This is a genomic window from Sphingomonas olei (assembly GCF_045369765.1).
In the GTDB taxonomy this organism is placed as follows: Bacteria; Pseudomonadota; Alphaproteobacteria; order Sphingomonadales; family Sphingomonadaceae; genus Sphingomonas; species Sphingomonas panaciterrae.
Genome location: NZ_JBIQEU010000003.1, coordinates 270,411 through 295,301, shown reverse-complemented (window position 1 = coordinate 295,301; position 24,891 = coordinate 270,411). Strand labels below are relative to the sequence as shown.

At 67.0% G+C, this 24,891-nt stretch carries 22 protein-coding genes; 16 read left to right on the top strand and 6 right to left on the bottom strand.

All coding sequences use genetic code 11. From position 1 onward, the window contains the following. Window positions 1-46 precede the first annotated feature (46 nt). On the bottom strand, window positions 47-1,564 hold the full coding sequence (locus tag ACH0BU_RS05875) for a class I adenylate-forming enzyme family protein (RefSeq protein ID WP_296218156.1): 1,518 nt from the start codon (window positions 1,562-1,564) through the stop codon (window positions 47-49). 151 nt (window positions 1,565-1,715) lie between these two features. Here ACH0BU_RS05875 and ACH0BU_RS05870 point away from each other — a divergent pair, with 151 nt between their 5' ends. From ACH0BU_RS05870 to ACH0BU_RS05845, 6 genes are all read left to right on the top strand, one after another. Continuing rightward, the gene (locus ACH0BU_RS05870; protein ID WP_296218157.1) at window positions 1,716-2,615 is read left to right on the top strand and encodes an SDR family oxidoreductase; all 900 of its coding nucleotides are present in this window, start codon (window positions 1,716-1,718) and stop codon (window positions 2,613-2,615) included. 160 nt (window positions 2,616-2,775) lie between these two features. Next, window positions 2,776-3,939, top strand: coding sequence for a CaiB/BaiF CoA transferase family protein (locus tag ACH0BU_RS05865; protein WP_301089624.1), 1,164 nt, complete (start codon window positions 2,776-2,778; stop codon window positions 3,937-3,939). 29 nt (window positions 3,940-3,968) lie between these two features. Further along, window positions 3,969-4,616: a TetR family transcriptional regulator gene (locus ACH0BU_RS05860; RefSeq protein WP_136451394.1), complete on the top strand. Its 648-nt coding sequence runs from the start codon at window positions 3,969-3,971 to the stop codon at window positions 4,614-4,616. Between the two features lie 157 nt (window positions 4,617-4,773). Beyond that, complete coding sequence (locus tag ACH0BU_RS05855) at window positions 4,774-5,094, top strand: DMT family transporter (RefSeq protein WP_046411939.1); 321 nt, start codon at window positions 4,774-4,776, stop codon at window positions 5,092-5,094. Between the two features lie 81 nt (window positions 5,095-5,175). Then, a complete protein-coding gene (locus tag ACH0BU_RS05850) occupies window positions 5,176-5,652 on the top strand; it encodes an OsmC family protein (RefSeq protein ID WP_296222700.1) in 477 nt (158 codons plus the stop codon). Window positions 5,653-5,733: 81 nt separating this feature from the next. After that, window positions 5,734-8,646 (top strand): PAS domain-containing protein, encoded by a 2,913-nt coding sequence (locus ACH0BU_RS05845; RefSeq protein ID WP_500263858.1) that lies wholly within the window; start codon window positions 5,734-5,736, stop codon window positions 8,644-8,646. A 55-nt stretch (window positions 8,647-8,701) separates the two neighbouring features. On the opposite strand, the gene ACH0BU_RS05840 is transcribed toward ACH0BU_RS05845, so the two are convergent. Beyond that, the gene (locus ACH0BU_RS05840; protein WP_125944728.1) at window positions 8,702-9,043 is read right to left on the bottom strand and encodes an SWIB/MDM2 domain-containing protein; all 342 of its coding nucleotides are present in this window, start codon (window positions 9,041-9,043) and stop codon (window positions 8,702-8,704) included. Window positions 9,044-9,291: 248 nt separating this feature from the next. On the opposite strand from ACH0BU_RS05840, the gene ACH0BU_RS05835 reads away from it, so the two are divergent. Further along, entirely contained in the window at window positions 9,292-12,447 is a 3,156-nt protein-coding gene (locus tag ACH0BU_RS05835; protein WP_314470510.1) for a TRCF domain-containing protein, read from the top strand. 27 nt (window positions 12,448-12,474) lie between these two features. On the opposite strand, the gene ACH0BU_RS05830 is transcribed toward ACH0BU_RS05835, so the two are convergent. Further along, window positions 12,475-13,677: an MFS transporter gene (locus ACH0BU_RS05830; protein ID WP_296220722.1), complete on the bottom strand. Its 1,203-nt coding sequence runs from the start codon at window positions 13,675-13,677 to the stop codon at window positions 12,475-12,477. A gap of 36 nt (window positions 13,678-13,713) precedes the next feature. Here ACH0BU_RS05830 and ACH0BU_RS05825 point away from each other — a divergent pair, with 36 nt between their 5' ends. Further along, window positions 13,714-13,932, top strand: coding sequence for a hypothetical protein (locus tag ACH0BU_RS05825; protein WP_296220720.1), 219 nt, complete (start codon window positions 13,714-13,716; stop codon window positions 13,930-13,932). A gap of 18 nt (window positions 13,933-13,950) precedes the next feature. Then, window positions 13,951-15,258 (top strand): YihY/virulence factor BrkB family protein, encoded by a 1,308-nt coding sequence (locus ACH0BU_RS05820; protein ID WP_500263857.1) that lies wholly within the window; start codon window positions 13,951-13,953, stop codon window positions 15,256-15,258. 38 nt (window positions 15,259-15,296) lie between these two features. Here ACH0BU_RS05820 and ACH0BU_RS05815 read toward each other — a convergent pair whose 3' ends face one another. Next, window positions 15,297-15,509 (bottom strand): hypervirulence associated TUDOR domain-containing protein, encoded by a 213-nt coding sequence (locus ACH0BU_RS05815; RefSeq protein ID WP_046411946.1) that lies wholly within the window; start codon window positions 15,507-15,509, stop codon window positions 15,297-15,299. 172 nt (window positions 15,510-15,681) lie between these two features. On the opposite strand from ACH0BU_RS05815, the gene ACH0BU_RS05810 reads away from it, so the two are divergent. From ACH0BU_RS05810 to ACH0BU_RS05800, 3 genes are read left to right on the top strand one after another with little or no spacing between them, the layout of a single operon-like run. Continuing rightward, window positions 15,682-16,215, top strand: a complete 534-nt coding sequence (locus tag ACH0BU_RS05810; RefSeq protein ID WP_296220716.1) for a (2Fe-2S)-binding protein — start codon at window positions 15,682-15,684, stop codon at window positions 16,213-16,215. Beyond that, window positions 16,212-17,228, top strand: a complete 1,017-nt coding sequence (locus ACH0BU_RS05805; RefSeq protein ID WP_136451403.1) for an FAD binding domain-containing protein — start codon at window positions 16,212-16,214, stop codon at window positions 17,226-17,228. Before ACH0BU_RS05810 ends, ACH0BU_RS05805 begins: the two co-directional genes overlap by 4 nt. Before the next feature lie 12 nt (window positions 17,229-17,240). Further along, entirely contained in the window at window positions 17,241-19,520 is a 2,280-nt protein-coding gene (locus ACH0BU_RS05800) for a xanthine dehydrogenase family protein molybdopterin-binding subunit (RefSeq protein ID WP_296220712.1), read from the top strand. A gap of 1,590 nt (window positions 19,521-21,110) precedes the next feature. Here the strand turns inward: ACH0BU_RS05800 and ACH0BU_RS05795 are convergent. Further along, complete coding sequence (locus ACH0BU_RS05795; protein WP_046411353.1) at window positions 21,111-21,362, bottom strand: DUF2171 domain-containing protein; 252 nt, start codon at window positions 21,360-21,362, stop codon at window positions 21,111-21,113. A gap of 50 nt (window positions 21,363-21,412) precedes the next feature. Here ACH0BU_RS05795 and ACH0BU_RS05790 point away from each other — a divergent pair, with 50 nt between their 5' ends. From ACH0BU_RS05790 to phhA, 4 genes are all read left to right on the top strand, one after another. Beyond that, window positions 21,413-21,730: a hypothetical protein gene (locus tag ACH0BU_RS05790; protein WP_241212518.1), complete on the top strand. Its 318-nt coding sequence runs from the start codon at window positions 21,413-21,415 to the stop codon at window positions 21,728-21,730. Continuing rightward, entirely contained in the window at window positions 21,727-21,927 is a 201-nt protein-coding gene (locus ACH0BU_RS05785; protein ID WP_046411355.1) for a hypothetical protein, read from the top strand. The genes ACH0BU_RS05790 and ACH0BU_RS05785 overlap by 4 nt, the downstream gene beginning before the upstream one ends. 65 nt (window positions 21,928-21,992) lie before the next feature. Then, the gene (locus ACH0BU_RS05780) at window positions 21,993-23,048 is read left to right on the top strand and encodes a ribonucleotide-diphosphate reductase subunit beta (protein WP_046411357.1); all 1,056 of its coding nucleotides are present in this window, start codon (window positions 21,993-21,995) and stop codon (window positions 23,046-23,048) included. A gap of 132 nt (window positions 23,049-23,180) precedes the next feature. Further along, complete coding sequence (phhA, locus tag ACH0BU_RS05775; protein ID WP_046411358.1) at window positions 23,181-24,053, top strand: phenylalanine 4-monooxygenase; 873 nt, start codon at window positions 23,181-23,183, stop codon at window positions 24,051-24,053. Here the strand turns inward: phhA and ACH0BU_RS05770 are convergent. Beyond that, on the bottom strand, window positions 24,023-24,886 hold the full coding sequence (locus tag ACH0BU_RS05770) for a LysR family transcriptional regulator (protein ID WP_296220708.1): 864 nt from the start codon (window positions 24,884-24,886) through the stop codon (window positions 24,023-24,025). The two genes, phhA and ACH0BU_RS05770, sit on opposite strands and share 31 nt — an antisense overlap. Between the last annotated feature and the right edge of the window lie 5 nt (window positions 24,887-24,891).

The following is a 24,891-nucleotide window of genomic DNA, read 5'->3' as shown; positions in this document are numbered from 1 at the left end:
TGCCGGATACCCGCTCGCCACATGGTGAGCGGGTATCCCGGCGGCGTCAGGCGGCCAGTTTCAACGCACCGACATAGCGGTCGCGCAACTCACGCTTCAGCACCTTGCCGATCGGGCCGCGCGGCAATTCCTCGACGATGCTCACGTCCGCCACGCGCTGCATCTTGCCGACGCGCGCGTTGATCCACTCCTTGATCGCACCCGCGTCAGCACCCGGGGCGACCACGAAGGCGACCGGCGTCTCGCCCCAGGTCTCGCTCGGCACGCCGACCACGCTCGCCTCCTGCACCTCCGGATGCGCTGCGACGACCGCCTCGATATCCGAGGGGTAGATGTTGAACCCGCCGGAAATGATCATGTCCTTCTTGCGGTCGACAATCGTCAGGAACCCGTCCTCGTCGATCCGCCCGATGTCGCCGGTGCGCTGCCATACGCTGCCGTCGGGCGCGATCCAGCGGCTGGCCGCGGTTTCCCCGGGCCGATTGTGATAGCCGATCATCATGCCGGCGGAGCGGGTGACGATCTCCCCCTGCTCGCCCGGCGCAACGTCGCGATCATCATCATCCAGCAGCCGCACCTCGCCCCCACCCGGCGCGATCCGGCCCACCGTGTGCAGCTTGTCGGGATGCTCATGCGCGAACAGAACGAAGCTCGCGCCCCCTTCGGTCATGCCATAATATTCGACCAGCCCGCCGGGCCAGCGATCCAGCATCTCGCGCTTCATCGCCGGCGCGAAGGGCGCCGAGGTGCAATATTTGACGCGAAACGCGCTAAGGTCGGTACGGTCGAAATCGGGATGCGCCAGCAGCCGGGCGCACATCACCGGCACCAGCATGGCATGGGTCACGCGATGCCGCTCGGCCAGCGCCAGCCATCGGCCGGCATCGAACTTCGTCATCAGCACGATCGTCCCGCCCGCGCCGATCGTCTGCACCAGCGCCGACAGCGTGGTGTTGGAATAAAGCGGCGTCGCCAGCAGCGTCACGGCATCGGGGCCGTACCCCCGTGCGCCGCCACTCTCCAGCATCCGCGCGCGATAGCGGAACGGCTGGACGATTCCCTTGGGTGTGCCGGTGGTGCCGGAGGAATAGATGATCGTCATCGGCGCATCGCCATCCACCGCGACCGGCGCCTCATCGTCCGCATCGGCCGCGCCGTCCTGCGCCAGCCACCGGTCGAACGGCTCGCCCAGCATCACGACCTCGGCTGAAACCTTGAACGGCAGCGCCTCGTCGGTGAACAGCAGCGTCGCGCCGGAATCGCGGATCATCGCCTGCTTGGCGCCATCCTCCGCCGACACGGGAATGGCCGCCAATACCATGCCAGCCCGCGCCGCCCCGACCATCAGCGCCAGATAGGCTGGCCCGTTCGCCGCCAGCACCGCAATTGTGTCCCCGGCGCTGGCGCCTGATCGACGAAGCGCGGCCGCAATCCGGGCACCCAGCCGGTTCATCTCGCCATAGGTCACCCGTGCGTCGTCGCTGATCAGCAGCACGTGATCGCGCGCCCCCTCCGCGCGCCGCGCAATCACGTTCGATAGGGTGGACAGATGTTCGTCGCTCACCGCAGCTTCCTCTCGCCTTTTCCATCCGGTAAAACCACAGGCGCATTTCGGCTTGCGGCTCCCCTCCGCCTGTTTTAACGGCCATAAAGACAAATTGGCAAGGGAGCGGATGCGCATGGCACGCTGCCCGCCCGATGTTGGGAGAGAGACGATGAACCGCGACGACCTGATGTTCCGCGACAATCTGCTTGAGGGTCATCGCATCCTGGTCACCGGCGGCGGCACTGGCCTTGGCAAGGTAATGGCGGAGGCGTTCCTGATCCTCGGCGCCGACGTATTCATCTGCGGGCGTCGTGGCAGCGTGCTCGATCAGACGGCCGATGAATTGATGACCGTGCATGGTGGCAAGATGGTCGGCCTCGCCTGCGACATCCGCGATGAAGCCGCGATCGAGGATATGCTCGATCGTATCTGGAACAATGGCGGCGCGCTCACCGGCCTCGTCAACAATGCCGCGGGCAATTTCGTCAGCCGCACCGAAGATCTCTCGATGCGCGGCTTCGACGCCATTTCCTCCATCGTGTTCCGCGGATCGTTCGCGATGACGCTGGCCTGCGGCAAGCGCTGGATCGACCAGGGCGTCTCCGCCTCCGTGCTGTCGATCCTCGCCACCTGGGTGTGGAACGGCTCTGCCTTCACCGTGCCCAGCGCCATGTCAAAGGCGGGCGTCAATGTAATGTCGCAGAGCCTGGCGGTCGAATGGGCCGATCGCGGCATCCGTCTCAACTGCATCGCACCGGGCACCTTCCCGACCGAGGGCATGTCCGCCCGGCTGCGCCCGACCGATGGTGAACAGGCGTTCCGCGACACGACTGATTACCCGATGGGTCGCGTCGGGCGGATGCCGGAACTGGCCAATCTCGCCGCCTTCCTCATGTCGCCGCAGGCGGAATATGTCAGCGGTCAGACGATCGCGATCGACGGCGCGCGTTACCTCGCGACGGGCGGCAACTTTTCCTCGATGCGGTCGTGGAGCGACGAACAATGGGCCGCGGCGCGCGATTCGATCCGCGCCACCACCGCGAAGGACAAGGCCGCACGAACCGCCTGACCATCGCGGCCGCGCGCAATATTGCCGCGCCGCTGATTACTTTACGGCACGCGAAACTTTTACGCCAACGTTCAGGCTTTGCTTGAACAATCAGAAACCAGCACGTTAAATGGTGCACAAGCGATCGGCGACAGCCGGACGCAGGACGGGAGTGGAAATCATGTTGCAGGGCATTCGAGTGGTCGAACTGGCCAGCTACGTTGCAGCGCCAGGCGCATGCGGGATCCTGGCCGACTGGGGTGCAGAGGTCATCAAGGTGGAGCCGCCAGCGGGCGATCCCTTCCGTCAGTTCTTCGGCTCGATCGGTCTTGAAAACACCGAAAATCGCGTGTTCGACAATGACAATCGCGGCAAGCGCTCGATCGCGCTCGACCTGACGAATGCGGAGGATGCCGAGGTGCTGCGCCGGCTGGTCGCGACCGCCGATGTCTTCGTCACCAACACCCGCCCCGCCAGCCTGGAACGGCTCGGCATCGGCTGGGACCAGCTGAAGGCGATCAAGCCCGACCTGATCTTCGCCAATTTCACCGGCTATGGCAGCGAGGGTGCTGAGGCGGACAAGCCCGGCTTCGACATCACCGCCTTCTGGGCGCGCTCCGGCCTCTGCTCGCTCACCACGGTGAAGAACGGCGATCCGGCGCAACTGCGCACTGGCATCGGCGATCACATGGCCGCAATGGGCCTCGTCGCCGGGATCATGGGGGCGCTGTTCCACCGCGCGCGCACCGGCGAAGGGCAGAAACTGGAAACCTCGCTGTTGCGCATGGGCATCTACGCCGCCTCCTGCGAACATGCCATCCAGCTTCAGATGAACAAGCTCGCCTCGACGAAGTCACGGCCGGAGGCGGTCAATCCGCTCAACAATTTCTTCAAGACCGCGGACGGCCAGTGGTTCGTCATGGTGCCACGCCAGGGCTCGGGCGACTGGCCGCGCATCGCCCGCGCGATCGGCCGCCCGGAATTGCTGGAGGACACGCGCTTCACCGGCGTGCGCGATCGCCGCAGCAACGGGCCCGCGCTGGTCGGCATTCTCGATGAGGCATTCGGCGCGATGACCTGGCCCGAGGTTCAGGTCGCGCTGGAAGCGGAGAAGGTGATCTTCGGGCCAGTGCAGAGCGTGGCGCAGGCCACCCGTGATCCGCAGGCGCTCGCCGCCGGCTGCTATGTCGACGTCGCCGGGCCGCAGGGCGAGATCCGCCTCCCGGCCACGCCCATCGATTTCGAATCCCACCGCCCGTCCGCGCGGCTCGCGCCTGCACTGGATGCCGATGGCAATGCAATCCGGGAAGAACTCGGTATCGAGACCGCCAAGACGGCGGCATAACGGTCGTAAAGGCCGAACAAGGGGACAGAATGGCGAAAGCGGTCGAAAGTAGTAGCCCGGGGGCACATAATGGGCGGAGCGAAGGACCGGCGCGGGAGGTGTTGCTACAGGCCGCCAGCGACCTGATGATCGAACTAGGCACGCCGGAAGTATCGCTCCACGCCATTGCACGGCGCGCCGGCGTCACCGCCCCGCTCGTCAAATATTATTTCGGCAGCAAGGAGGGGCTGCTGGTGGCGCTGGTCGAACGCGACACGTCGCGCTCGCTGGCGCAGCTCGACGGGCTGAACGCGATGGCGATCGATCCGCTGGCGAAGCTGAAGATCCACATCGCCGGCATCGTGCGCACCTACAGCCGCTATCCTTATCTGGTGGGCCTGCTCAACCATCTGCTGCGCGAATCCCGCACGGAGGGGTCGGACCAGATCAAGGCCAATTTCGTGATCCCGCTGATCGACGCGCAGCGCCGCATCATCGAGGAAGGCGTCGCCGCCGGCCAGTTCCGCCCGATCGACCCGGACAAGCTCTACTTCATCATCGTCGGCGCCTGCCAATATCTGTTCTCCTCACGCGTCGCCTTTGCGGAGATCATGGACGGCAAGCTCAGCGACGAGGCGTTCGCGCATGATTTCCCGTCCGCGGTGCTTGACGTGATCCTGAACGGGCTTCGCGCCTGATCCCTGGGCGTTGATCGCGGGGCGCAGGTCACGGCCGGCGCTCCGCGATTGACCCGTCGGCGCCGCGCCGCTAGACGCCGCCCCGCGGCGACCACGTTCCCGCCCCGCCAAGGGTGTCAAGTCCGGGACGGCCCGGCAGTCCTGAATGGAGGCTGCTGTGGCGTGGATCTATCTTGTTGTTGCCGGTATTCTCGAAGTGGTCTGGAGCTTCTTCATGAAGCAGTCCGACGGCTTCACCAAATGGCAGCCGACGCTGATCACCTTTGCCACCATGTTCGTCAGCTTCGGCCTGCTGTCGCTGTCGATGCGTACCCTGCCGCTTGGCACCGCCTATTCGATCTGGACGGGGATCGGTGCGGTTGGCGCCTTTGTCGCTGGCGTGCTGCTGCTCGGCGAACAGGCCAGCCCGATGCGCATCCTAGCCGCCGCGATGATCGTCGGCGGCCTTGTCCTGATGAAATTGTCCTCCCCCGCCTGACACCTGCCTGGCTGCCGCTTGATCGCGGCGGCGCGGGACTTCATCCTCTCACCCGTCGATCGCGAACGGTTGGAGGCCCCGATGAAGGTTCATCGCTACGCGCTGGATGTCGAATGGACCGGCAATCGCGGGGAAGGCACCCGGACGATCGCTGGCTACAGCCGCGATCATCGCATCACTGCGCCCGGCAAGCCGCCGATCCATGGCTCCTCCGACCCCGCCTTTCGCGGCGATCCGACACGCTGGAACCCGGAGGAGCTGCTGCTCGCCTCGATCTGTGCCTGTCACAAGCTCTGGTACCTTGGCCTCTGCGCGCAGGCGGGGGTCATCGTGCTCGCCTATCGCGACCGGGCCGAAGGGGTCATGGAAGAGGAGCCGGGCGGCGCCGGGCAGTTCACCGCGGTAACGCTATCCCCAACCGTGACGATCACCGCAAGTTCGGACCCGGCGCTGGCCGCCGCGCTGCACGAACGCGCCCATGCCATGTGCTTCATCGCCCGGTCTGTCGCTTTCCCAATCCACCACACGCCCGTCATCGAAGTGGCGCCCGCGACCTAGCCGCTGCCTACGGGGCACCCCGATTGCTTTTTGCGGAACAAACCATGTATTTCTGCCGGTTCATCGATAGGCCTACGCCGAATGTCGCGATCAGAAGAGCTTAGCCGCGAGCAGTTGCTCGACCGACAGACATTCCAGCTCCGGCTGCTGGATCAGTTGCACGACCTGAGCGATCCCCAGCAGATCGTGGCGACGGCCGTCGCCGCGCTGGGCCAGAAGCTGGGCGTGGGCCGCTGCGGCTATGCGACGGTGTGCGATGACGGCGCGACGCTTCAGATCGAGGCCGACTGGTCCCCCGCCCTCCCGGAACTCACGGGCCGGATACCGAGCGCGAAGCTGATCAGTGCGCCCTCGCTGGCGCTGCTGCGCGCTGGCGAGACGCTGATCATTCCCGATGTCACCGCTAATGCGCAAACCGAGGGTGATGCGCCCGGTGGCGCCCAGGCGATGATCGTCTTCCCGCTGCTCCGCTACGGCAGGCTCGACGCCTTGGTGTATGTGCAGGAGCCCGCGTCCCGCGCCTGGACCGCGCAGGAGGTGACGCTGGTTCAGGATGTCGCGCTGCGCGTGCGTGACGCCTTCGACCGCGCGCGTGCGGAGGGGCAGCTGCGCGCCAGCGAGCAACGCTATCGCGAATTGTTCAACGCGATCGACATCGGCTTTTGCGTCATCAAGGTGCGCTTCGATCCCGATGGCCGGGCCAGCGATTATTGCATTCTCGAGGTGAACGATGCGTTCGCCGCGCAGACCGGCATTGCCGATGCACGTGGTCGCTGGATGCGCGACATCGCGCCCGATCACGAACAGCATTGGTTCGACCTATACGGCCGGGTCGCCAAGACCGGCATTCCCGAGCAGGTGGAACTGCCCGCCACGACCCGCGACGGGCGCTGGCTGATGGTGAACGCCTACCCGCTCGACGCGCCCGAGGAGCATCATGTCGCGGTGCTCTTTTCCGACCTCACCCAGCGCAAGCGCACCGAACGCGCGCTGGAACGCAGCCGGGAGGAACTGGAGGCCGCCGCCGCCGCCGCTGATCTCGGCCGCTATGATTATCGGCCGCGCGAAGGACGCCTGACATGGGATGATCGCTGCCGCGCCTTGTTCGGCCTCTCGCCCGGCGTCCCGGTCAGCTACGACGGATCCTTCATGGCCGGCGTCCACCCGGATGATCTGGCGGGGGCGGTCGCCGCGGTGAGCGCCGCGCTCGACCCCGCCGGGCCGGGCCGGTTCGCGGCGGAATATCGCACGATCGGCATCGAGGATGGCGTGCTGCGCTACGTCAGCGCGCATGGCCTCGCCTTCTTCGAAAATGGCGTTGCCACCCGCCTCATCGGCACGGTGCAGGACGTGACCCGCGACCGCGAGGCGACCGCCGCGCTGCGCGAGGTGAGCGAACGCCTGCGCCTCGCCAGCCGGGCGACCAACGACGCGATCTGGGACTGGGATCTGCGAACCGATCACGTGACCTGGAACGAGGCGCTGTACGCGGTCTACGGCCACCCGCCGTCAGAAACGGAGGAGACCAGCCAGTGGTGGCTGGACCACATTCATCCCGACGACCGCGCCCGCGTCTATGCCATCCATCTGGTGATCGACAGCCAGGGCACCGACTGGTCGGACGAATATCGCTTCCAGCGGCAGGATGGCAGCTACGCCGACGTGCTCGACCGCGGCTATCTGATCCGCGACGGCGATGGCGCGCCGATCCGCATGGTCGGCGCGCTCCTCGACGTGACGGCGCGCAAGGCGACCGAGCGCCTGTTGGAGCAGGAACACCAGCGGCTCGTGCACGAGATCGAGGAGACCACGGCGGAGCGTGACCGCGCCGAGGAGGCGCTGCGCCAGTCGCAGAAGATGGAGGCGGTCGGCCAACTCACCGGCGGCCTGGCGCATGATTTCAACAATCTGCTGACCGGCATTTCGGGCGCGCTGGAGATGATGCAGGTGCGCATCACGCAGGGCCGGGTTGCGGAGCTGGAGAAATATTCCGTCGCGGCGCAGGGTGCGGTTCGCCGCGCCGCGGCGCTCACCCACCGGCTGCTCGCCTTTTCGCGCCGGCAGACGCTCGATCCCCGCCCGACCGACGTCAACCGGCTGATCTTCGATGTCGAGGAACTGATCCGCCGCACGGTCGGCCCTCATGTCGAGGTGGAAACCGCCGGCAAGACCGGCCTGTGGACGACCCTGGTCGATCCGAACCAGCTCGAAAATGCGATCATCAACCTGTGCATCAATGCGCGTGACGCCATGCCCGACGGTGGGCGGATCACGATCGAAGCCGCCAATTGCCGCCTCGACGATCGTGACGCACGGGAGCGTGATCTCGCGCCGGGCGAATATGTGTCCATTTCGGTCACGGATACCGGCACCGGCATGCCGCCCGATGTCGTGTCACGCGCCTTCGACCCCTTCTTCACCACCAAGCCGATCGGCGAGGGAACGGGCCTTGGCCTGTCGATGATCTACGGTTTCGCGCGCCAGTCGGGCGGCCATGTCCGGATCGACACCGAACTGGGCGCGGGCACGACGATGTGCATCTACCTGCCGCGCCATATGGAGGCGCCGGATGTGGAGGCGGCGCAGGCCGGAACCGGATCGTCGATGCTGGAACAGGATGCGCAGGCGGATGCCGGCTGCATCCTCGTTGTCGATGACGAACCCACCGTGCGCATGCTGGTCGTCGAGGTGGCCGAGGATCTCGGCTATGACGTGCTGGAAGCGTTCGACGGCCAGAGCGCGATGCGCATCCTGCAGGCGCATCCGGGCATCGACCTGCTGATCACCGATGTCGGGCTGCCCGGCGGCATGAACGGGCGCCAGATCGCCGACGCGGCGCTCAGCCTGCGGCCCACGCTGAGGGTGCTGTTCATCACCGGCTATGCCGAAAATGCCGTGATCGGCAGCGATCAGCTGGCGCCCAACATGGCACTGGTGACGAAGCCATTCGCGATGGATGCGCTCGCCGCGCGGATCCGCGAGATCATGGACTGATCACCCCGCCGACGCGCACGCGGGCAGCATCGCCGCGCGTCGGCCGGGATTGCCGTCAATCCTTCTTGGCGGTCAGATGCTTGCTGAGATGCTTGTTCATCTCGAACATGCTCGCCGATTTCTTGCCGAAGATCTTCTCCAGCTTGTCGTCGGCGTTAATCTGCCGCCGGTCCTTGGCGTCCTGCAGGTCGTTCTTCTTGATATAGTCCCAGACCTTGCTGACCACTTCGCTGCGGGGCAGGTCGTTCTTGCCGACGATTTCGGCCAGTTCGGCGGACGGGGTCACGGGCGCGGTGATGCCGCCGCGCGCGCCGCCGGCCGACTTCCCGGTCGACTTGACCTTCTTCTCGGCCGCCTTGGTTTCGTCCTTGCCGCGTTTTTCCGCCGTACGGGCCATGATATTCATCCTCCTCTGCCACCCACCGCGCACTGGGCGGCGGAGCCACCGTCCTTAAGCGCCATCGCCCTTCATGGTTCCCTGTAGCTGGCGAGCGGCAGCCCCGCCGTGGCTGGCGGGCGGCAGGATGATGCGCATCCTCGCTGCGGTCGCGGGAACGCCGCGCCGCGCCGCCCGTTCGGTGAACCTCACTACAGCGGATGCAACCACCCGACATGCGCCCCCGATCCGAAGCGGAGATTGCCGTAATGACTCCGCGCGCCGACGTGCCCGCCCCGACGCTCAGCATCGCGGAGGCGAGCGCGGCGGTGGCGGAGCTTCTGGCTGACGCGAACGTCATCGTCGCCGTCGCCGACGAGACCCGCGCGCTGGCATTGACGCGGATGGTCGCGGCGCTCGTCCCGGATGCGACCACCATGTTCTGCCCCGGCAGTGACGCGCTCCCCGGCGACAATGCCCCTGCCTCCCCCGCCAATGTCGGGCAGCGCGTGTCCGCGCTCCGTGCCATACGCCGGGCGCTGGAGGCGGAGGCGCCCGGCCGGATCGCGCTGATCACGTCGGGTGAGGCGCTCGCCCGCGCCTATCCGGCGCCTGCCGCCTTCGACGCCGAGCCCCCTTCCGTCGCCGTGGGTCAGCCATGCGACCTCGCGCAGTTGCACGACGACCTGCTGTCGCTCGGCTATGTCGCCGACGAACGCGTCGACGAGCCTGGCGAAGTCGCGCTGCGCGGCCAGGTGCTCGATGTCTTTCCCGCCGACAGCGACCTTCCGCTCAGGATCGAGGTCGCCGACGGCGTGATCGCCGGCATCCGCCGCTACGACCCGGCGGACCAGCGCAGCACCGACGAAATGGAACGCCACGAACTCGGCCGCGTGATGGAGCCGCCGCTCGACGGCGATCGCACGACGCTGCTCGATCACCTTCCCGGCGCGCTGGTCGTCGTCACCGCCGCGGCCGACGAGCGTCGCCGCCGCCTGCTGCTGCTCAGCGCCGACACCGCCAAGCGCGGCAGCCGCCGTGCTCCGGCCGACATGATCGTCGACGCCGCCTGGCAGAAGGCGCTGGCCGCCCGCGACACCGCATCGCTCGACCGCACCGGAGAGCCCCCCGCCCGCTTCGTCGAACAGCGCGCGCCGCTCGCCGCTTTCGCCCGCGCCGCGCAGGCGGCCATCGCGGATGGCGAGCGCGTCGTCCTCATCGGTGGCGAGCGGGACGTTCGTTTCCTCACCCGCCGCATCGAACAGCGGCTGAAGCTGACGGCCGAGGCGGTGGCGGATTGGGCCGGTGTCGGCGCCGCCGCGCCGGGCACCCTGCTGACCCTCACCGGTCCCGCCGACCAGGGTTTCCGCCGCGACGGTGTGCTCGCCATCGCCGCGGCCGACCTGATCGGCAGCCGGGCGGAGCGCGAGGACGGCAGCGCGCACCGCGTCGACCTGTCGCTCGTCCACACCGCGGAGATCCGCGTCGGCGACACCGTCATCCATGAGGATCACGGCATCGGCGTCGTCAACGGGATCGAGCCGCTGCCTGCCGGCGAGGGCGTCGGCGGCGACACGATCAAGCTCAACTATGCCAAGGACGCCGTCCGCCTCGTTCCCGTCGCAGAGGCTGACCGCCTGTGGCGCTACGGCGCGGAGGACGACGCCGTCACGCTCGACACGCTCGACGGAAAGAGCTGGCATGACCGCCGGGGAGAGATTGCCGCCGCCATCGCCGAAACCGCCCGCGGGCTGACCGAACTCGCGGAGGAGCGCGCCACCCGCACCGCCCCCGTGCTCGATCCCCCCGTCGCCGCCTATGAGCGGTTCGCCGCCGGCTTCCCCTTTTCGGAAACGCCGGATCAGCTCGCCGCGATCGAGGCGGTACGCAACGACCTTTCCTCCGGCCGCCCGATGGACCGGCTGGTCATCGGCGACGTCGGCTTCGGCAAGACGGAGGTCGCGCTGCGCGCAGCCGCGCTCGCCGCGCTCGCCGGCAAGCAGGTGGCGATCGCCGCCCCCACCACCGTTCTCGCGCGCCAGCACCTCGAAAGCTTCACCGCAAGGTTCGAGGGAACCGACGTGGTCGTCGCCGGCCTGTCGCGCCTCACCAGCGCAGCCGACAAGCGGCGCGTGAAGGCGGGGCTCGCCGACGGCAGCATCCATATCGTCATCGGCACCGGCGCGGTCGCGGGCAAGGGCGTCGCCTACAAGGATCTCGCGCTCGTCATTATCGACGAGGAACAGCGTTTCGGCACCGCCGACAAGAACAAGCTACAGGCATTATCCGCCGGGCATGTGCTGACGCTGTCCGCCACCCCCATCCCGCGCACGCTGCAGGCGGCGCTCGTCGGCCTGCGGCAATTGTCCGTCATTGCGACGCCCCCCGCGCGGCGCCAGCCGATCCGCACCGCCGTCTCCGCCTTCGCGCCCGAAACGCTGCGCGCCGCCCTGCTGCGTGAGCGCGCGCGCGGCGGCCAGAGCTTCGTCGTGGTCCCGCGCATCGCCGACATGGCCCCGCTCGCGGAGAAGCTCGCCACGCTCGTTCCCGAGCTCGAGATCCTGCACGCGCATGGCAAGATGCCGGCCGCCGATATCGACGACACGATGGTCCGCTTCGGCCATGGCGACGGCGACGTGCTGCTCGCCACCAACATCATCGAGGCAGGGCTGGACGTGCCGCGCGCCAACACCATGGCGATCATCCACGCCGACCGGTTCGGCCTGTCGCAGCTTCACCAGTTGCGCGGCCGCGTCGGGCGCGGGCATCGCCGCGGTCAGGTACTGCTGTTCACCGATGCCGATGACGCGATCGCCCCGCGCACGCTGAAGCGGCTGCGCACGCTGGAGGCGTTCGACCGGCTCGGCGCCGGCTTCGCGATCAGCGCGCGCGATCTCGACATGCGCGGCGCCGGCGACCTGCTCGGCGACACACAGGCCGGGCACATGCGGCTCATCGGTGTCGAACTCTATCAGCAGTTGCTCGAGGACGCGCTGCGCACCGCACGCGGCGAGACGGTGGAGCGCTGGACGCCGGACCTCCGCCTCGGCATCGACGGCCGCCTGCCTGCCGAGTGGATCCCCGACGAGGATCTGCGCATCTCGCTCTACGCGCGCCTCGGCCGGCTGCGCAGCGATGCCGATCTCGACGCCTTCGAGGCGGAGCTGGAGGATCGCTTCGGCGAATTGCCGGAGGAAGCTGCGCTGCTCCTGTCGATTGCGCGGGTGCGGGAGCGCGCTCGCGCACTGGGCATCGCCCGGATCGACGCTGGCCCAGCCGCCATCGCCCTCACCCCCCGACGCGACGCACCGCCCGCGCTGGGCGAGATCGACGGCCTTGTCGAAAAGGATGGCCGCCTCCTCCTCAAGGAGCCGCATGAGGATGCGGCCGAGCGGCTGGAGCGGCTGGCGGCCCTGCTCGCCTGACCGCTGGCGAGGCGGCCGGTCCGGCGATCAGGCGGCGGCGGCGCGCGTCGGCCGCCGCCGGTCGAGCAGCAGCGACACCGCCCAGATCGCCAGCCCGCCCAGCGCCAGCACCATCCCGACCCACCCGGTCGAGGTCCAGCCAAGCCCCGCGCTGATCGCCATCCCGCCCAGCCATGGCCCTAGCGCATTGGCGACGTTGAACGCGCTGTGGTTGAGCGCGGCGGCCAGCATCTGCGCCTCGCCCGCCACGTCCATCAGCCGCGTCTGGAGCACGCTGCCCAGCCCGCCGCCCATGCCGATCAGCACCACCACCCCCAGGATTGACCAGCTCTGCTGCGCCGCCATCGGATAGAGCGACAGCGACAGGGCGCTGAACGCCAGCGTCAGCCCCGCGGTGGTCATCAGCGCGCGGTCCGCGCCCCAGGCGCACAGGATCGTGCCCAGCGTCATGCCGACGCCAAACAGCGCCAGCGCCACCGGGATCAGCCCCGGCGCCCCCGTGACCGCGGTCATGGTGGAGGCAAGGTAGGTATAGACGCAGAACAACCCGCCAAAGCCGATCGCCCCGGTGGCGAGCGTCAACCACACCCGCCCGTTGCGCAGCGCGCCCAGCTCCCGCATCGGATTGGCCGTACGATCGGCCGGGGTGCGCGGCGCAAAGGCGAACAGCATCACCGCGGTCGCCACCGCCAGCAGCGCGACGATGCCGAAGCCCCAGCGCCAGCCGAGCGCCTGACCGACGACATTGGCGAAGGGCACGCCAGCGACGGTCGCCAGCGTCAGCCCCAGCATCATGCGCGATATCGCCTGGCTGCGCCGCTCGTGCGGCACCATGCCGGCAGCGACCAGCGCGCCGACCCCGAAAAAGGCGCCATGCGGCAATCCGCTGAGGAAACGGAACACCAGCATCCAGCCAAGGTCGGGCGCCAGCGCCGACAGCCCGTTGGCCAGCGCGAAGAAGCTCATCAGCGCGATCAGCAAGGTACGCCGCGCCATGCGCGCGCCCAGCACCGCCAGCAGCGGCGCACCGACGACAACGCCCAGCGCATATGTGCTGATGACATGCCCCGCTGTCGGCTCGTCAATCCCCAGCCCGCCGGCGAGCTGCGGCAGCAGGCTCATCGAGGCGAATTCGGTGGTGCCGATTGCGAAGCCGCCCATCGCGAGCGCCAGCAACGCGATGGGAACGTTGACGTGATGCCCGGCGGCGGCATTGGCAGGACGCGACATCCTCAGGCCCCGCACGCGGCGCAATGGCAAATGGCAATGGACACGCGGGCCCGTGACGGCGGCTGCATGCTGTTCTCCGATGGGGATGTTGGCCGGGCTTCGCCAGGCGTCGGGCACTTCACCGTGCGTCTGCCGCCCGATTATCGTCATGCTGCATTGCAAAATCAACGCCGTCTGCCGGATCGCCATGGCTCATGCCGCCTCGGCAATTCCCCGCGCCTGTGGAACGCTCGCCTGTCCAACCGGTTCGTCTGACACACAGGGACGGGATTGATGACGACGATCGATGGGGATGGGCACCGGCAGCCGACCGGACAGGATCACGGACATGCAGCAACGCGCCCCTGGGCGATCCCCGCGGGCGGCTGGAAAGACGTTGCGCTGCGCAGCTGGAAGGAATCCGGGCAGGACAATATCAGCCTGATCGCGTCGGGCGTCGCCTTCTGCGCCATCCTCGCCATGGTGCCGATGCTGGGCGCGGTGGTGCTCAGTTACGGTCTGATCGCGACCCCCGACACTGTGCTCGCCAATGTCCGCTCGCTTACCTCGGTCATGCCGGCGGAGGCTGCCCGGCTGATCGGCGAGCAGCTTGCCAATATCGTCAGCACGTCGGACGGGAAAAAGGGCTTTGGCCTCCTCATCGCGCTGGCGATCGCGCTTTACGGCGCCATGAAGGGCGCGACCGCGATCATCACCGCGCTCAACGTCGCCTATGATGAGGAGGAGACACGCGGCTTCATCCACCTCAACCTCGTGGCGCTCGGCATCACTGCCTGCGCCGTGCTGGTCGCGGTGCTCGCCATCTTCTCGATCACCGCCATGGCGGCTGTCGAGACGCTATTTCCCGAGCTTCCCGGCCCGCTCGCCTTCCTCGCGCGGCTGATACCCTATTTGCTGATGGCGGTGGTCGGCTCGGCAGCCGCCGCCAGCCTGTATCGTTTCGCGCCCAATCGCAGCCACGCGCGGTGGGTCTGGCTCACACCAGGCTCGGTCCTCGCCGCTTTGTGCTGGGTGCTGATGACCTTTGGCTTTGGCATCTATGTCGCCAATTTCGGCAGCTATGACGCAACCTATGGCTCGCTCGGCGCCGCGGTGGTGACGCTCACGTGGCTGTATCTGTCGGCCTATGTCTTGCTGCTCGGCGCGGAGTTCAATTGCGAGCTTGAACGCCAGACGGCGCGCGACACCACCACTGGCCCGGAACAGCCGCTCGGCAGCCGCGGCGCGTTCGCCGCCGATACCGTGGCCGAGGGGCCGGAGGCGCAATCCGCCCCCGGGCTCGCCGCCCACCAGCAGCCCGCGCCCCCTCCCGCCGCAGCGACGCCGGCCCGCGCCGCCCCACCCGCGCCGGGCATGCGCCAGAGCCTGCTCGCGGCGGAGGGCACCAATCGCGCCTTGCGCATCGCGCGGGTTGGAAAGGCCGGTCTTCTCCCCACCGCGCTTGCCACCTGCGGCCTCGCGCTGATCGGGCGGCGTGACAAGGCGGCACTGGGCGTCACGCTCCTCGCCACCTCCGGCGGGTTGCGCTGGATCACGCGGCCCAAGGCAAAGCCGGCCGCGCGGGGCAGCGCACGACGCTGATCCCGCCGGGCTGACCCCGCCGGCCCGCCCTGCCGGGCTCACGCCTTGCGCAATTCCTCGGGCTTGTGGATCGCTTCCTTGCCCGACTTGTCGCTCTTCACGCGATATTGCGGGTCCTTTTTGGTCGCCTTGGCGACATGTCCACCGGCTTTGGCGGTCGATGTCTCCTTGCGCACGACCTTGCCGTGCGTCTCGCCCTGCGGCGTGTCCCATTTCACGTGATCGCCGGACGTGAAGGTCTTGTCGGTCATGCGCCGCTCCTTGGCAGTGGTGAGCGGCAAACGCGCCGCCCGGCATCCGTCTCCCGCATGCGTGCTGGCGCTGCGCCGTTTTCGACGGCCGTGAACCGAATGCCTGACGAAAGGTTCTCCCCTGCGACGGGGGCGCCCGCCCCCTTTTGCCCGATCGAGGAGTGCGTCGACCATGGATCAAACCGCGACATTGGACCGCACCATCGCCCGAAAGGTCGCCGCCCGGCCGATCGGCACCGTCCCGATCCACCTGACGATCAACGGCACGCCGCATGATCTGGCGGTCGAACCCTGGACGACGCTGCTCGATCTGATGCGCGAAACGCTCGCCCTGACCGGCTCCAAGAAGGGCTGCGATCACGGCCAGTGCGGCGCCTGCACCATGCTGGTCGACGGCAAACGGATCAATTCCTGCCTCAAGCTCGCCGTCACCCTCGACGGCAGCGAGATCACCACGATCGAGGGCATGGGCAGCGCCGACGACCTCCACCCTCTGCAGGCCGCCTTTATCGAGCGGGACGCCTTTCAGTGCGGCTATTGCACCCCGGGCCAGATCTGTTCGGCGCAGGGCCTCATCAACGAAGGGCAGGCGCGCAGCCGCGACGATGTGCGCGAGTTGATGAGCGGCAACATCTGCCGCTGCGGCGCCTACACCAACATCGCCGACGCGGTGCTCGACGTGCTCGGGCAGGAGAAGCAGGCATGATCCGCTTCGACTATGCCCGGCCCACGGCGGTCGCGGAGGCGGTGCGCGCCGCGGGGGACCAGCACGCCGCGTTCCTCGCCGGCGGCACCAACCTCGTCGATCTGATGAAGGAGAATGTCGCTCGGCCGCTCCACGTCATCGACATCAATCGCCTGCCGCTGGATCAGATCGAGGAACGGGAGGACGGCGGCCTGCGCCTCGGCGCGCTCGTCACCAATGCCGACACCGCCTACGACCTGCGCGTGCGGCAGCATTATCCCCTGCTGTCCTCCGCGATCCTCGCCGGCGCCTCGCCGCAGTTGCGCAACGCCGCCACCAACGGCGGCAACCTCAACCAGCGCACCCGCTGCTATTATTTCTACGACGTCGACACGCCCTGCAACAAGCGCAACCCCGGCGAGGGCTGCGGCGCGATTGGCGGGGTGAACCGGATCCACGCGATCCTCGGCGCCAGCCCGCAGTGTATCGCCACCCACCCCTCCGACATGTGCGTCGCGCTCGCCGCGCTGGAGGCGCAGGTACAGGTGACCGGCCCCGACGGCAGCCGCACCATCCTCTTCGCCGACTACCACCGCCTGCCCGACGATGAGCCGTGGCGCGACAACACGCTACGCCCCGGCGAACTGGTAACTGCGATCGACCTTCCGGCCGAGCGCTTCACGCACAATTACACCTACCTCAAGCTGCGCGATCGCCTGTCCTACGCCTTTGCGCTCGTCTCGGTCGCGGTGGCGATGCGGCTAGAGGACAATGGCCGCATCGGCGACGTGCGCATCGCGCTCGGCGGCGTCGCGCACAAGCCGTGGCGCCGGCGCGAGGCGGAAGAGGCGATCCGCAATGAGCCGCCGGGCGAAAAGGCGTTCGACACCGCCGCCCGCGCATTGCTCGCCGGCGCCCGCGGCCAAGGCGACAATGACTTCAAGATCGATCTCGCCCGCCGCGCGATCATGCGCGCGCTCGCCCAGGCGGCGGCCGGCACGCCGCAGTCGCAGATCGACAAGCGCATTGCCTGAGGAGCCGATACGATGACCAGCAACGCATCCCCCGCTCCCGCCGCTCCGGTCGGCATCGGCACCGCCCTGTCGCGCGTCGACGGCCTCGCCAAGGTGACCGGCGCGGCCAAATATGCCGCCGAATATCACGTCCCCGGCCTGCTCTACGGCGTTGCCGTCTCGTCGCGCATCGCCAAGGGGCGGATCACCGCGATCGACGAGGAGGCGGCACGCGCCGTCCCCGGCGTGGTCGACATCATCACCCACAAAAACCGCCCCAGACAGGCATGGCTCGACCGCAACTGGAAGGATGAACTCGCCATTCCGGGCGACCCGTTCAAGGCGCTGCACGATGCCGAAATCCTCTTCGCCGGCCAGCCGATCGCCGTGGTCATCGCGGAAAGCTTCGAGGCGGCGCGATATGCCGCCAGCCTCGTCGACGTCTCCTATGAGGAACAGGCGCACAACGTGGATTTCGAGGCCTCGCTGGCGGAGAAATTCCTCCCGCTCCCGCTGCGCCGGCGCAATTCCTTCCACCCGCCCAAGAACCATGGCGACGCGCAGGCCGCCTATGATGCCGCCCCGCTGAAGCACGCCGCGACCTATCATCTCGCGACCGAGCATCACAATCCGATGGAGATGCACGCCTCGACGGTCGAATGGCACGGTGACGGCACGATCACCGTCTATGACAAGACGCAAGGCTCGCAGGGCGTCCAGGCCTATCTCGCCAGCGCCTTTGGCCTCGGCAAGAAGAACGTCCGCGTCGTCAACGCTTATGTCGGCGGCGGCTTCGGCTCCGGCCTGCGCCCGCAATGGCAGGTGCAGCTCGCCACCATGGCCGCGATCCACCTCGAACGATCGGTTCGCGTGGTCATGACGCGCGCGCAGATGTTCACCCACGCGCATCGCCCCGAATGCACCTATTCGATCCGGCTTGGCACCGATACCGATGGCAAGCTCAGCGCCGTGCTCGGCGACGCCACCACCTCCACCTCGCGCTTTGAAAGCAACATGGAGGATATCGTGACCTGGGGCATGATGAACTACGCCAGCCCCAACATCCACGGCGAATATACCATCGCCCCGCGCGACACCTATACCTCGGCCGACATGCGCGCGCCGGGCGCGGCGACCGGCATGACCCTGTTCGAGATCGCGGTGGACGAAATGGCCTATCGCGCGAAGGTTGATCCGCTCGAATTCCGCCTCCTCAACTATTCCGACATCGACAACATGAACCGCACGCCCTTCACCTCGAAGGCGCTGCGCGAGGCCTATCGCGAGGGCGCGGCACGGTTCGGCTGGGAACGCCGGTCGCCAGAGCCCCGCTCGATGCGCGACGGGCGCGAACTGATCGGCTGGGGCGTCGCGACCGGCATGTGGGACGCGCAATTCTCCAAGACCGCCGCCTCGGCAAAACTGAGCGCCAACGGCGATCTCGAGGTCGCAAGCGCCACGTCGGACATCGGCACCGGCACCTATACCGTCATGGCGCAGGTCGCCGCCGACACGCTGGGCCTGCCGCCCGAGCGGATCACCGCCCGGCTCGGCGACAGCGACCTGCCGACCGCCCCGGTCCAGGGCGGCTCGTGGGCGGCGGCCTCGACCGGTGCCGCCGTCCAGCTGGCGTGCGAGGCGGTGGCAAAGCAATTGTTCAAGGCGGCGCACAAGCTGAAGGACAGCCCCTTCGCCAACGCCTCCTTCGATGACGTGATCTGCGCCGATGGCGAGCTTCGCCTGCGCGACGGCAGCGCCGCCATGCCCTTTACGGAGATCATGCGCGCCGCTGGCCTCCCCTCGATCGAGGTCGAGGAAACCGCGACTCCGGGCGTCGGCGACATGATCTCCATGGCGCGCAAGTCACGCAACACGCACAGCGCGATCTTCTGCGAGGTGCGCGTGGACGAGGAACTCGACCAGGTCCGCGTCACCCGCGTCGTCAACGCCGTCGCGGCCGGGCGCATCATCAATCCCAAGACCGCGCGCAGCCAGATCCTGGGCGGCGTCGTCATGGCGATCGGCATGGCGCTGCATGAGGAAACCTTCGCCGACCGCCAGCTCGGCCGGTGGATGAACCACAATCTCGCCGAATATCACGTGCCCGCCCATGCCGACGTCCATGACATTGACGTGATCTTCGTCGACGAACCCGATCCCGAGGTGACGCCGCTCGGCGTGAAGGGGCTTGGCGAAATCGGCATCGTCGGCACCGCCGCGGCAATCGCCAACGCCATCTATCACGCCACCGGCAAGCGCATCCGCTCGCTCCCGATCACGATCGACAAATTGCTCGCCGCTGACGCCGACTGACAACCGCAAGCGGGCCTGACCCATCCGTCGGGCCCGCTCCTGCGCTGGCGCGACCACGTTCCGCCCATCACCGTGAATGATCCTCGGCTGGACCGCAGCGCCCGGGGCGGCAGTCGCGCGTGTTCGCCTCATGCCGCAGGCGCTGCCGGGGGATATGCTCGCACTCCCGCTATGCGCGGCAGTCGCCGCGGCTTAGCCCCACCCTCTGGCCGATCATGACGGTAGCAACCCTTTGGTAGCCGCCGCCGAGCGCCCCATGGGTCTCGCGCGTCGCGAAACGACCGTCGCGCGCATCGCTCTTATGGTCCGCCATCTGGATTATCGAATGGGCGCAGCACAAATTGTCGGACAGGGATGATCTACCGTCGCTGACTTAGATCTATGTGAAGGCGCAGCAAAGGAAAGCCCCGTGGCCGGATGACGGCTTTCGGGGCTTCGTTGTGGGTGGCGGCTGGAAGTGGCCGCTGACATTGTTTGGTCGGGGATGGTGTTTGCCTGTATATTATCACGATGCGCCAATATCCCGACCTCAGACACCGGTTCACCCGATCGCGTGAAACAGAGACGGTGAAGCTATTCACCTCGTCGGGGCATCCCTGGATGGGCCTCACGGCTCTGATAACCTACCGATTACCTGCCCTTATTGTAGCCGCCGTTTTGGCCGCCAGATACGCGCCGTTTTAAGCGCGGCGTGCTGCCGGCATGGTGCATACCCTACAGGGCGCACGCTGAAGTCGACAAGGAGACTGTCGATAAGCGGCGGCGCAGATACGAAATCACTTCTTCGGACCCTCTTTCCACGCGAAGGCCATGCTTGTCACATCAGTCGGCGTATGTGGTCTTACTACCCTTGTTGATCGACTTGTTGGGACAGCTTTCGGGGAAGGCGACGCGGTTGTGTTCCTTGCTCGCGTCAATGGCTTCCAATCAACAATCGTTGAGGGTCATCCCGCTCATGCGACACCTCCGAGCGCTATCACCAGCTTCCGCACGGTCTCAGCCTTCTTGCTCTCGAAGCTGAACGTGTAGATGCGATCATGGCAATCGAAGCTAATGCTAGCGGTTCCTTGATAGCCGCCGTCGAGGGCCCGTACGCCGTGGCATCGCTGATGGGATCAACGCAGGCGCACGCGCGCCGGCTTGACCCAAGGAAGCGCCCATGGAACATTATGCGAACATCACGAATCGGCAGGCGGCTTGGCGCAACGCGGCGCCCGGCGCCTCCGTGTCTAGATGTGGGGCGTCAAGGATGCGCCAATTACCAGATATTGCATTTTAGCCGTGGCACTGCGGGGCGAAGAACGGTATCAAGTCCGTCCGATCCGGGGCTCGCTCACGGATCATGAGAGTCGCGGTACCGGTTCGGCAAGAGGCGTGCGGCGGATGGATCAGATCATGGGCCGGAGGGCAGCTTTGCAACGCGTCGCAGCGCGGCCCTTCACGGGTCATGATGATCGTACGATAAGCGATCGAAAGGGGCGCCTCCGGCCTCCCGGAACCGCCCCTCTTCATGCCGTCGCTCGCCCGTCTGGCGCTACGTCTCGCGGGGGCAGCGCCCGGCTTGCCCCGCGCCGTGGCGCGGGAACAGCGTCATTCCGCTTCTTCGAACATGTCCACGGCGTTCTGCGCGGTCGCCGACAGGCGAACCGTGTCGCCTTCGATCGCCGCCACCAGGCCCGCCGGCAGATAGTGGTGCTTGGCGCCGGTCCCGTCCTGCGTGGCCGGGCTGTCCTGCTTGGTCAGCTTGATCCGCTCACCGTCGACGTGATCCACCGTACCGACGTGAACGCCGTCCGCGCCGATGACCTTCATATGCTCCTTGATGTTGCTGTGATCGTGCATCGTGGATCTCCTCTTGGGGTCGGCAACACAACGACACATCGCCGCTTTGGATGCATCGCGCGGGTGGCGGCATGATCGCGCGCTGGTCCCTTGTCGCGCTCGCCCTGCTCCTGGCGGGCTGCGCCACGCAGGTCCCGTCCACGGTGGCGCACACGCCCGATACGCCCGGCTTCCTGCTCGGCCTGTGGCACGGCTTCATCTTCCCGGCCGCTTGGGTGCTCAGCCTGTTCATGCCGGACGTCGCCATCTATGCCGTGCCCAACAATGGCGGCTGGTATGATTTCGGCTATTTCGTCGGCATCGTGTTCCTCGGCGTCGGCGCGCGCAGCACCCGCACCGTCCATGTCACCCGCCGGGTGCGGCGATGAACTGGCAGGTCCCCGTCATGTATGCGGTCGCGCTGGCGCTCGCGATCGTCGGCACGGCGCTGCTGGTCGCCCTCGCCCGTCCGCGCACCGCCGGTCAGGTCTATGCCTTCCGCATGGTCGGCATCATGGCCCTCGCTGGCGCCGCCGTCCTCGCGATGAGCGCCACCGCCATGTGGCAGTGGAGCATGGAGGCATGACCCCCCATCTATCCCTCACACGCGCAATCTTTATGAACTTTCACAATTTCCGGTCGGAGTAACCCATGCCCCTCCTCCAAGCCTCCAAGCAGTACAAGCCATTCGAATACCCCTGGGCGTTCGAGTACTGGAAGCGTCAGCAGCAGCTCCACTGGCTGCCTGAGGAAGTGCCGCTGGGGGAGGATTGTCGTGACTGGGCGCAGAAGCTGACCGATCACGAACGCAACCTGCTGACCCAGATCTTCCGCTTCTTCACCCAGGCGGACGTCGAGGTGCAGGATTGCTACCACGAAAAGTACGGCCGCGTGTTCAAGCCGACCGAGGTCAAGATGATGCTGACCGCGTTCAGCAACATGGAGACGGTGCATATCGCGGCGTACAGCCACCTGCTCGACACGATCGGCATGCCGGAAAGCGAATATGGCGCCTTCCTCGAATATGCCGAGCTGAAGGACAAGCACGACTATCTGCAGCAGTTCGGCGTCGACAATGACGAGGATATTGCGCGCACGCTGGCGATGTTCGGCGGCTTCACCGAGGGCGTGCAGCTCTTCGCCAGCTTCGCGATGCTGATGAACTTCCCGCGCTTCAACAAGATGAAGGGCATGGGGCAGATCGTCAGCTGGTCGGTGCGCGATGAAAGCCTCCACTGCGAAGGCATCATCAAGCTGTTCCACGCCTTCGTGAAGGAGCGCAACTGCCTGACCAAGGCGGTGAAGGACGATATCGCCGATCAGTGCCAGACGACGATCCGGCTGGAGGATGCGTTCATCGATCTCGCGTTCGAGATGGGCCCGGTGAACGGCATGACCGCCAAGGATATCAAGAAGTACATTCGCTACATCGCCGACTGGCGGCTGGGACAGCTCGGGCTGAAGCCGATCTACATGATCGACGAACACCCTATCCCCTGGCTCACCCCACTGCTGAACGGCGTCGAGCATGCGAACTTCTTCGAAACCCGCGCGACCGAATATTCCAAGGCAGCGACCAAGGGCCAGTGGAGCGACGTCTGGGATTCGTTCGACAAGCGGCAGAAGGCGAAGTCCGTGCCGGCGGCGAACGAGGATCTGGCGCTGGAGGGCGACATGTTCTCCCGCGCCGGGGTCGCGGCGGAGTAACACCGCCGCCTGGCAGCGATGCGCAGGGAAACGGTGGCAGTGGCACCGAAACGGTGCCACTGCCACCGAACCGGGCGGTGGTTACATATGTAACCATCTTGCAGGCTGACTGGCCTGTGCTATGTCGATCCAATGGCTGATCATTCCACCGTGCTCTCCCCACCGCCGGGCGCTGCTTCGGACTGGACCGTCCCGCAGAACTGGTCGCACTACACGCCGGAGGAACATGCCACCTGGGACACGCTCTTCGCGCGCCAGTCGAAGCTGCTGCCCGGCCGCGCGTCGGACGCATGGCTGCGCGGGCTGGATGTCCTGAAACTCTCGAAGCCCGGCATCCCCGATTTCGAGGAACTGTCCGAACGGCTGATGAAGCTCACCGGCTGGCAGGTCGTGGCCGTGCCCGGCCTGGTTCCGGACGAGATTTTCTTCGATCACATGGCCAACCGCCGCTTCGTCGCCGGCAATTTCATCCGCCGCCCGGATCAGCTGGATTATCTGCAGGAACCCGACGTGTTCCACGACGTGTTCGGCCACGTCCCGATGCTCGCGGACCCGGTATTCGCGGATTATCTCGCGGCCTATGGTCGCGGCGGTCAGCGGGCGATGCAGCACGACGCGCTGAAATATCTCGGGCGCCTGTACTGGTACACGGTCGAATTCGGCCTGATCGCGGAACCGGACGGGCTGCGGATCTACGGCTCGGGCATTGTCTCCAGCTATGCCGAAAGTCGCTTCGCGCTCGATGATCCGTCGCCGCATCGGCTGCGCTTCGATCTCGCACGCGTCATGCGCACCGACTATCGCATCGACGATTTCCAGCAGAATTACTTCGTCATCCCCAGCTTTGACGAACTGCTGCGCGTCACCGTCGAGACCGATTTCGCACCGCTCTACGACAGCCTGCGCGAACAGCCGGACATTCCCGTCGCGCAGATCATCAGCGACGACGAAGTGATCACCCGCGGCACGCAGGATTACGCCCGCTCTCGCGCATCCGGAAAATAGTCAGCCAGGAAATCGGCGACCACCTTCACCCGGATCGGCAGGCGATCGGCCGGCGCCGCCGTCATGAGCGTGATCGGGATCGCCGGAATGACTGCTTGCGGCAACACGGGCACCAACCGCCCCGCCGCAAGGTCCTCAGCCACCTGCAGGTGTGGCAGCAACGCGATGCCGAGGCCGCTTAGCGCCGCCCGATGCACCGCTTCGCTGCTGTTCGCGCGCAGCCAGGCGCGCGGCCGAACTGTCGCGCCGTCGATCGGCCACCCGCCCGGCCGCGCCGCATAGCCATAGGTGAGGCAATCGTGTGCGGCGAGATCGCCCGCCGCCTCTGGATTGCCGCGCGGCGCGAGATACGCCGGCGCCGCAACCAGCATGCGCGGCACGTCTCCCAGCCGATTCGCGCCGGGCTCATCGCCGACGCGCAGCCAGAGATCGAGCGCTTCATTGCCCGCCATCTCCCGCCAGTCAGCCACCATCAATTCGATCGTCAGCCCCGGATGAGCTTCACGCAGCCGGACAAGCTTGCTCGCATAATGCAGGCCGAGCGCGGTCGTCACACCAAGACGTACCAACCCTTGTGCCGCGACGACACCGGCAAGATCGGCTTCCGCCGCGGCCACATCCTCAAGGATCCGCGCCGCATGCTCGGCCAGCCGCTCGCCGTCATGCGTCAGGCGCAGCCGCCGGGTCGAACGGTGAAACAACCGCACGCCGAATCGCTCCTCCAGTTCGTCGATCGCCCGTGCCACCGTCGTGTGGCTCAATCGTTGTTGTCGGGCGACGACCGAAAAGCTGCCTTGGTCACGCAGGTTCAGGAATAGGCGAAGTGTGCGCACCAGGT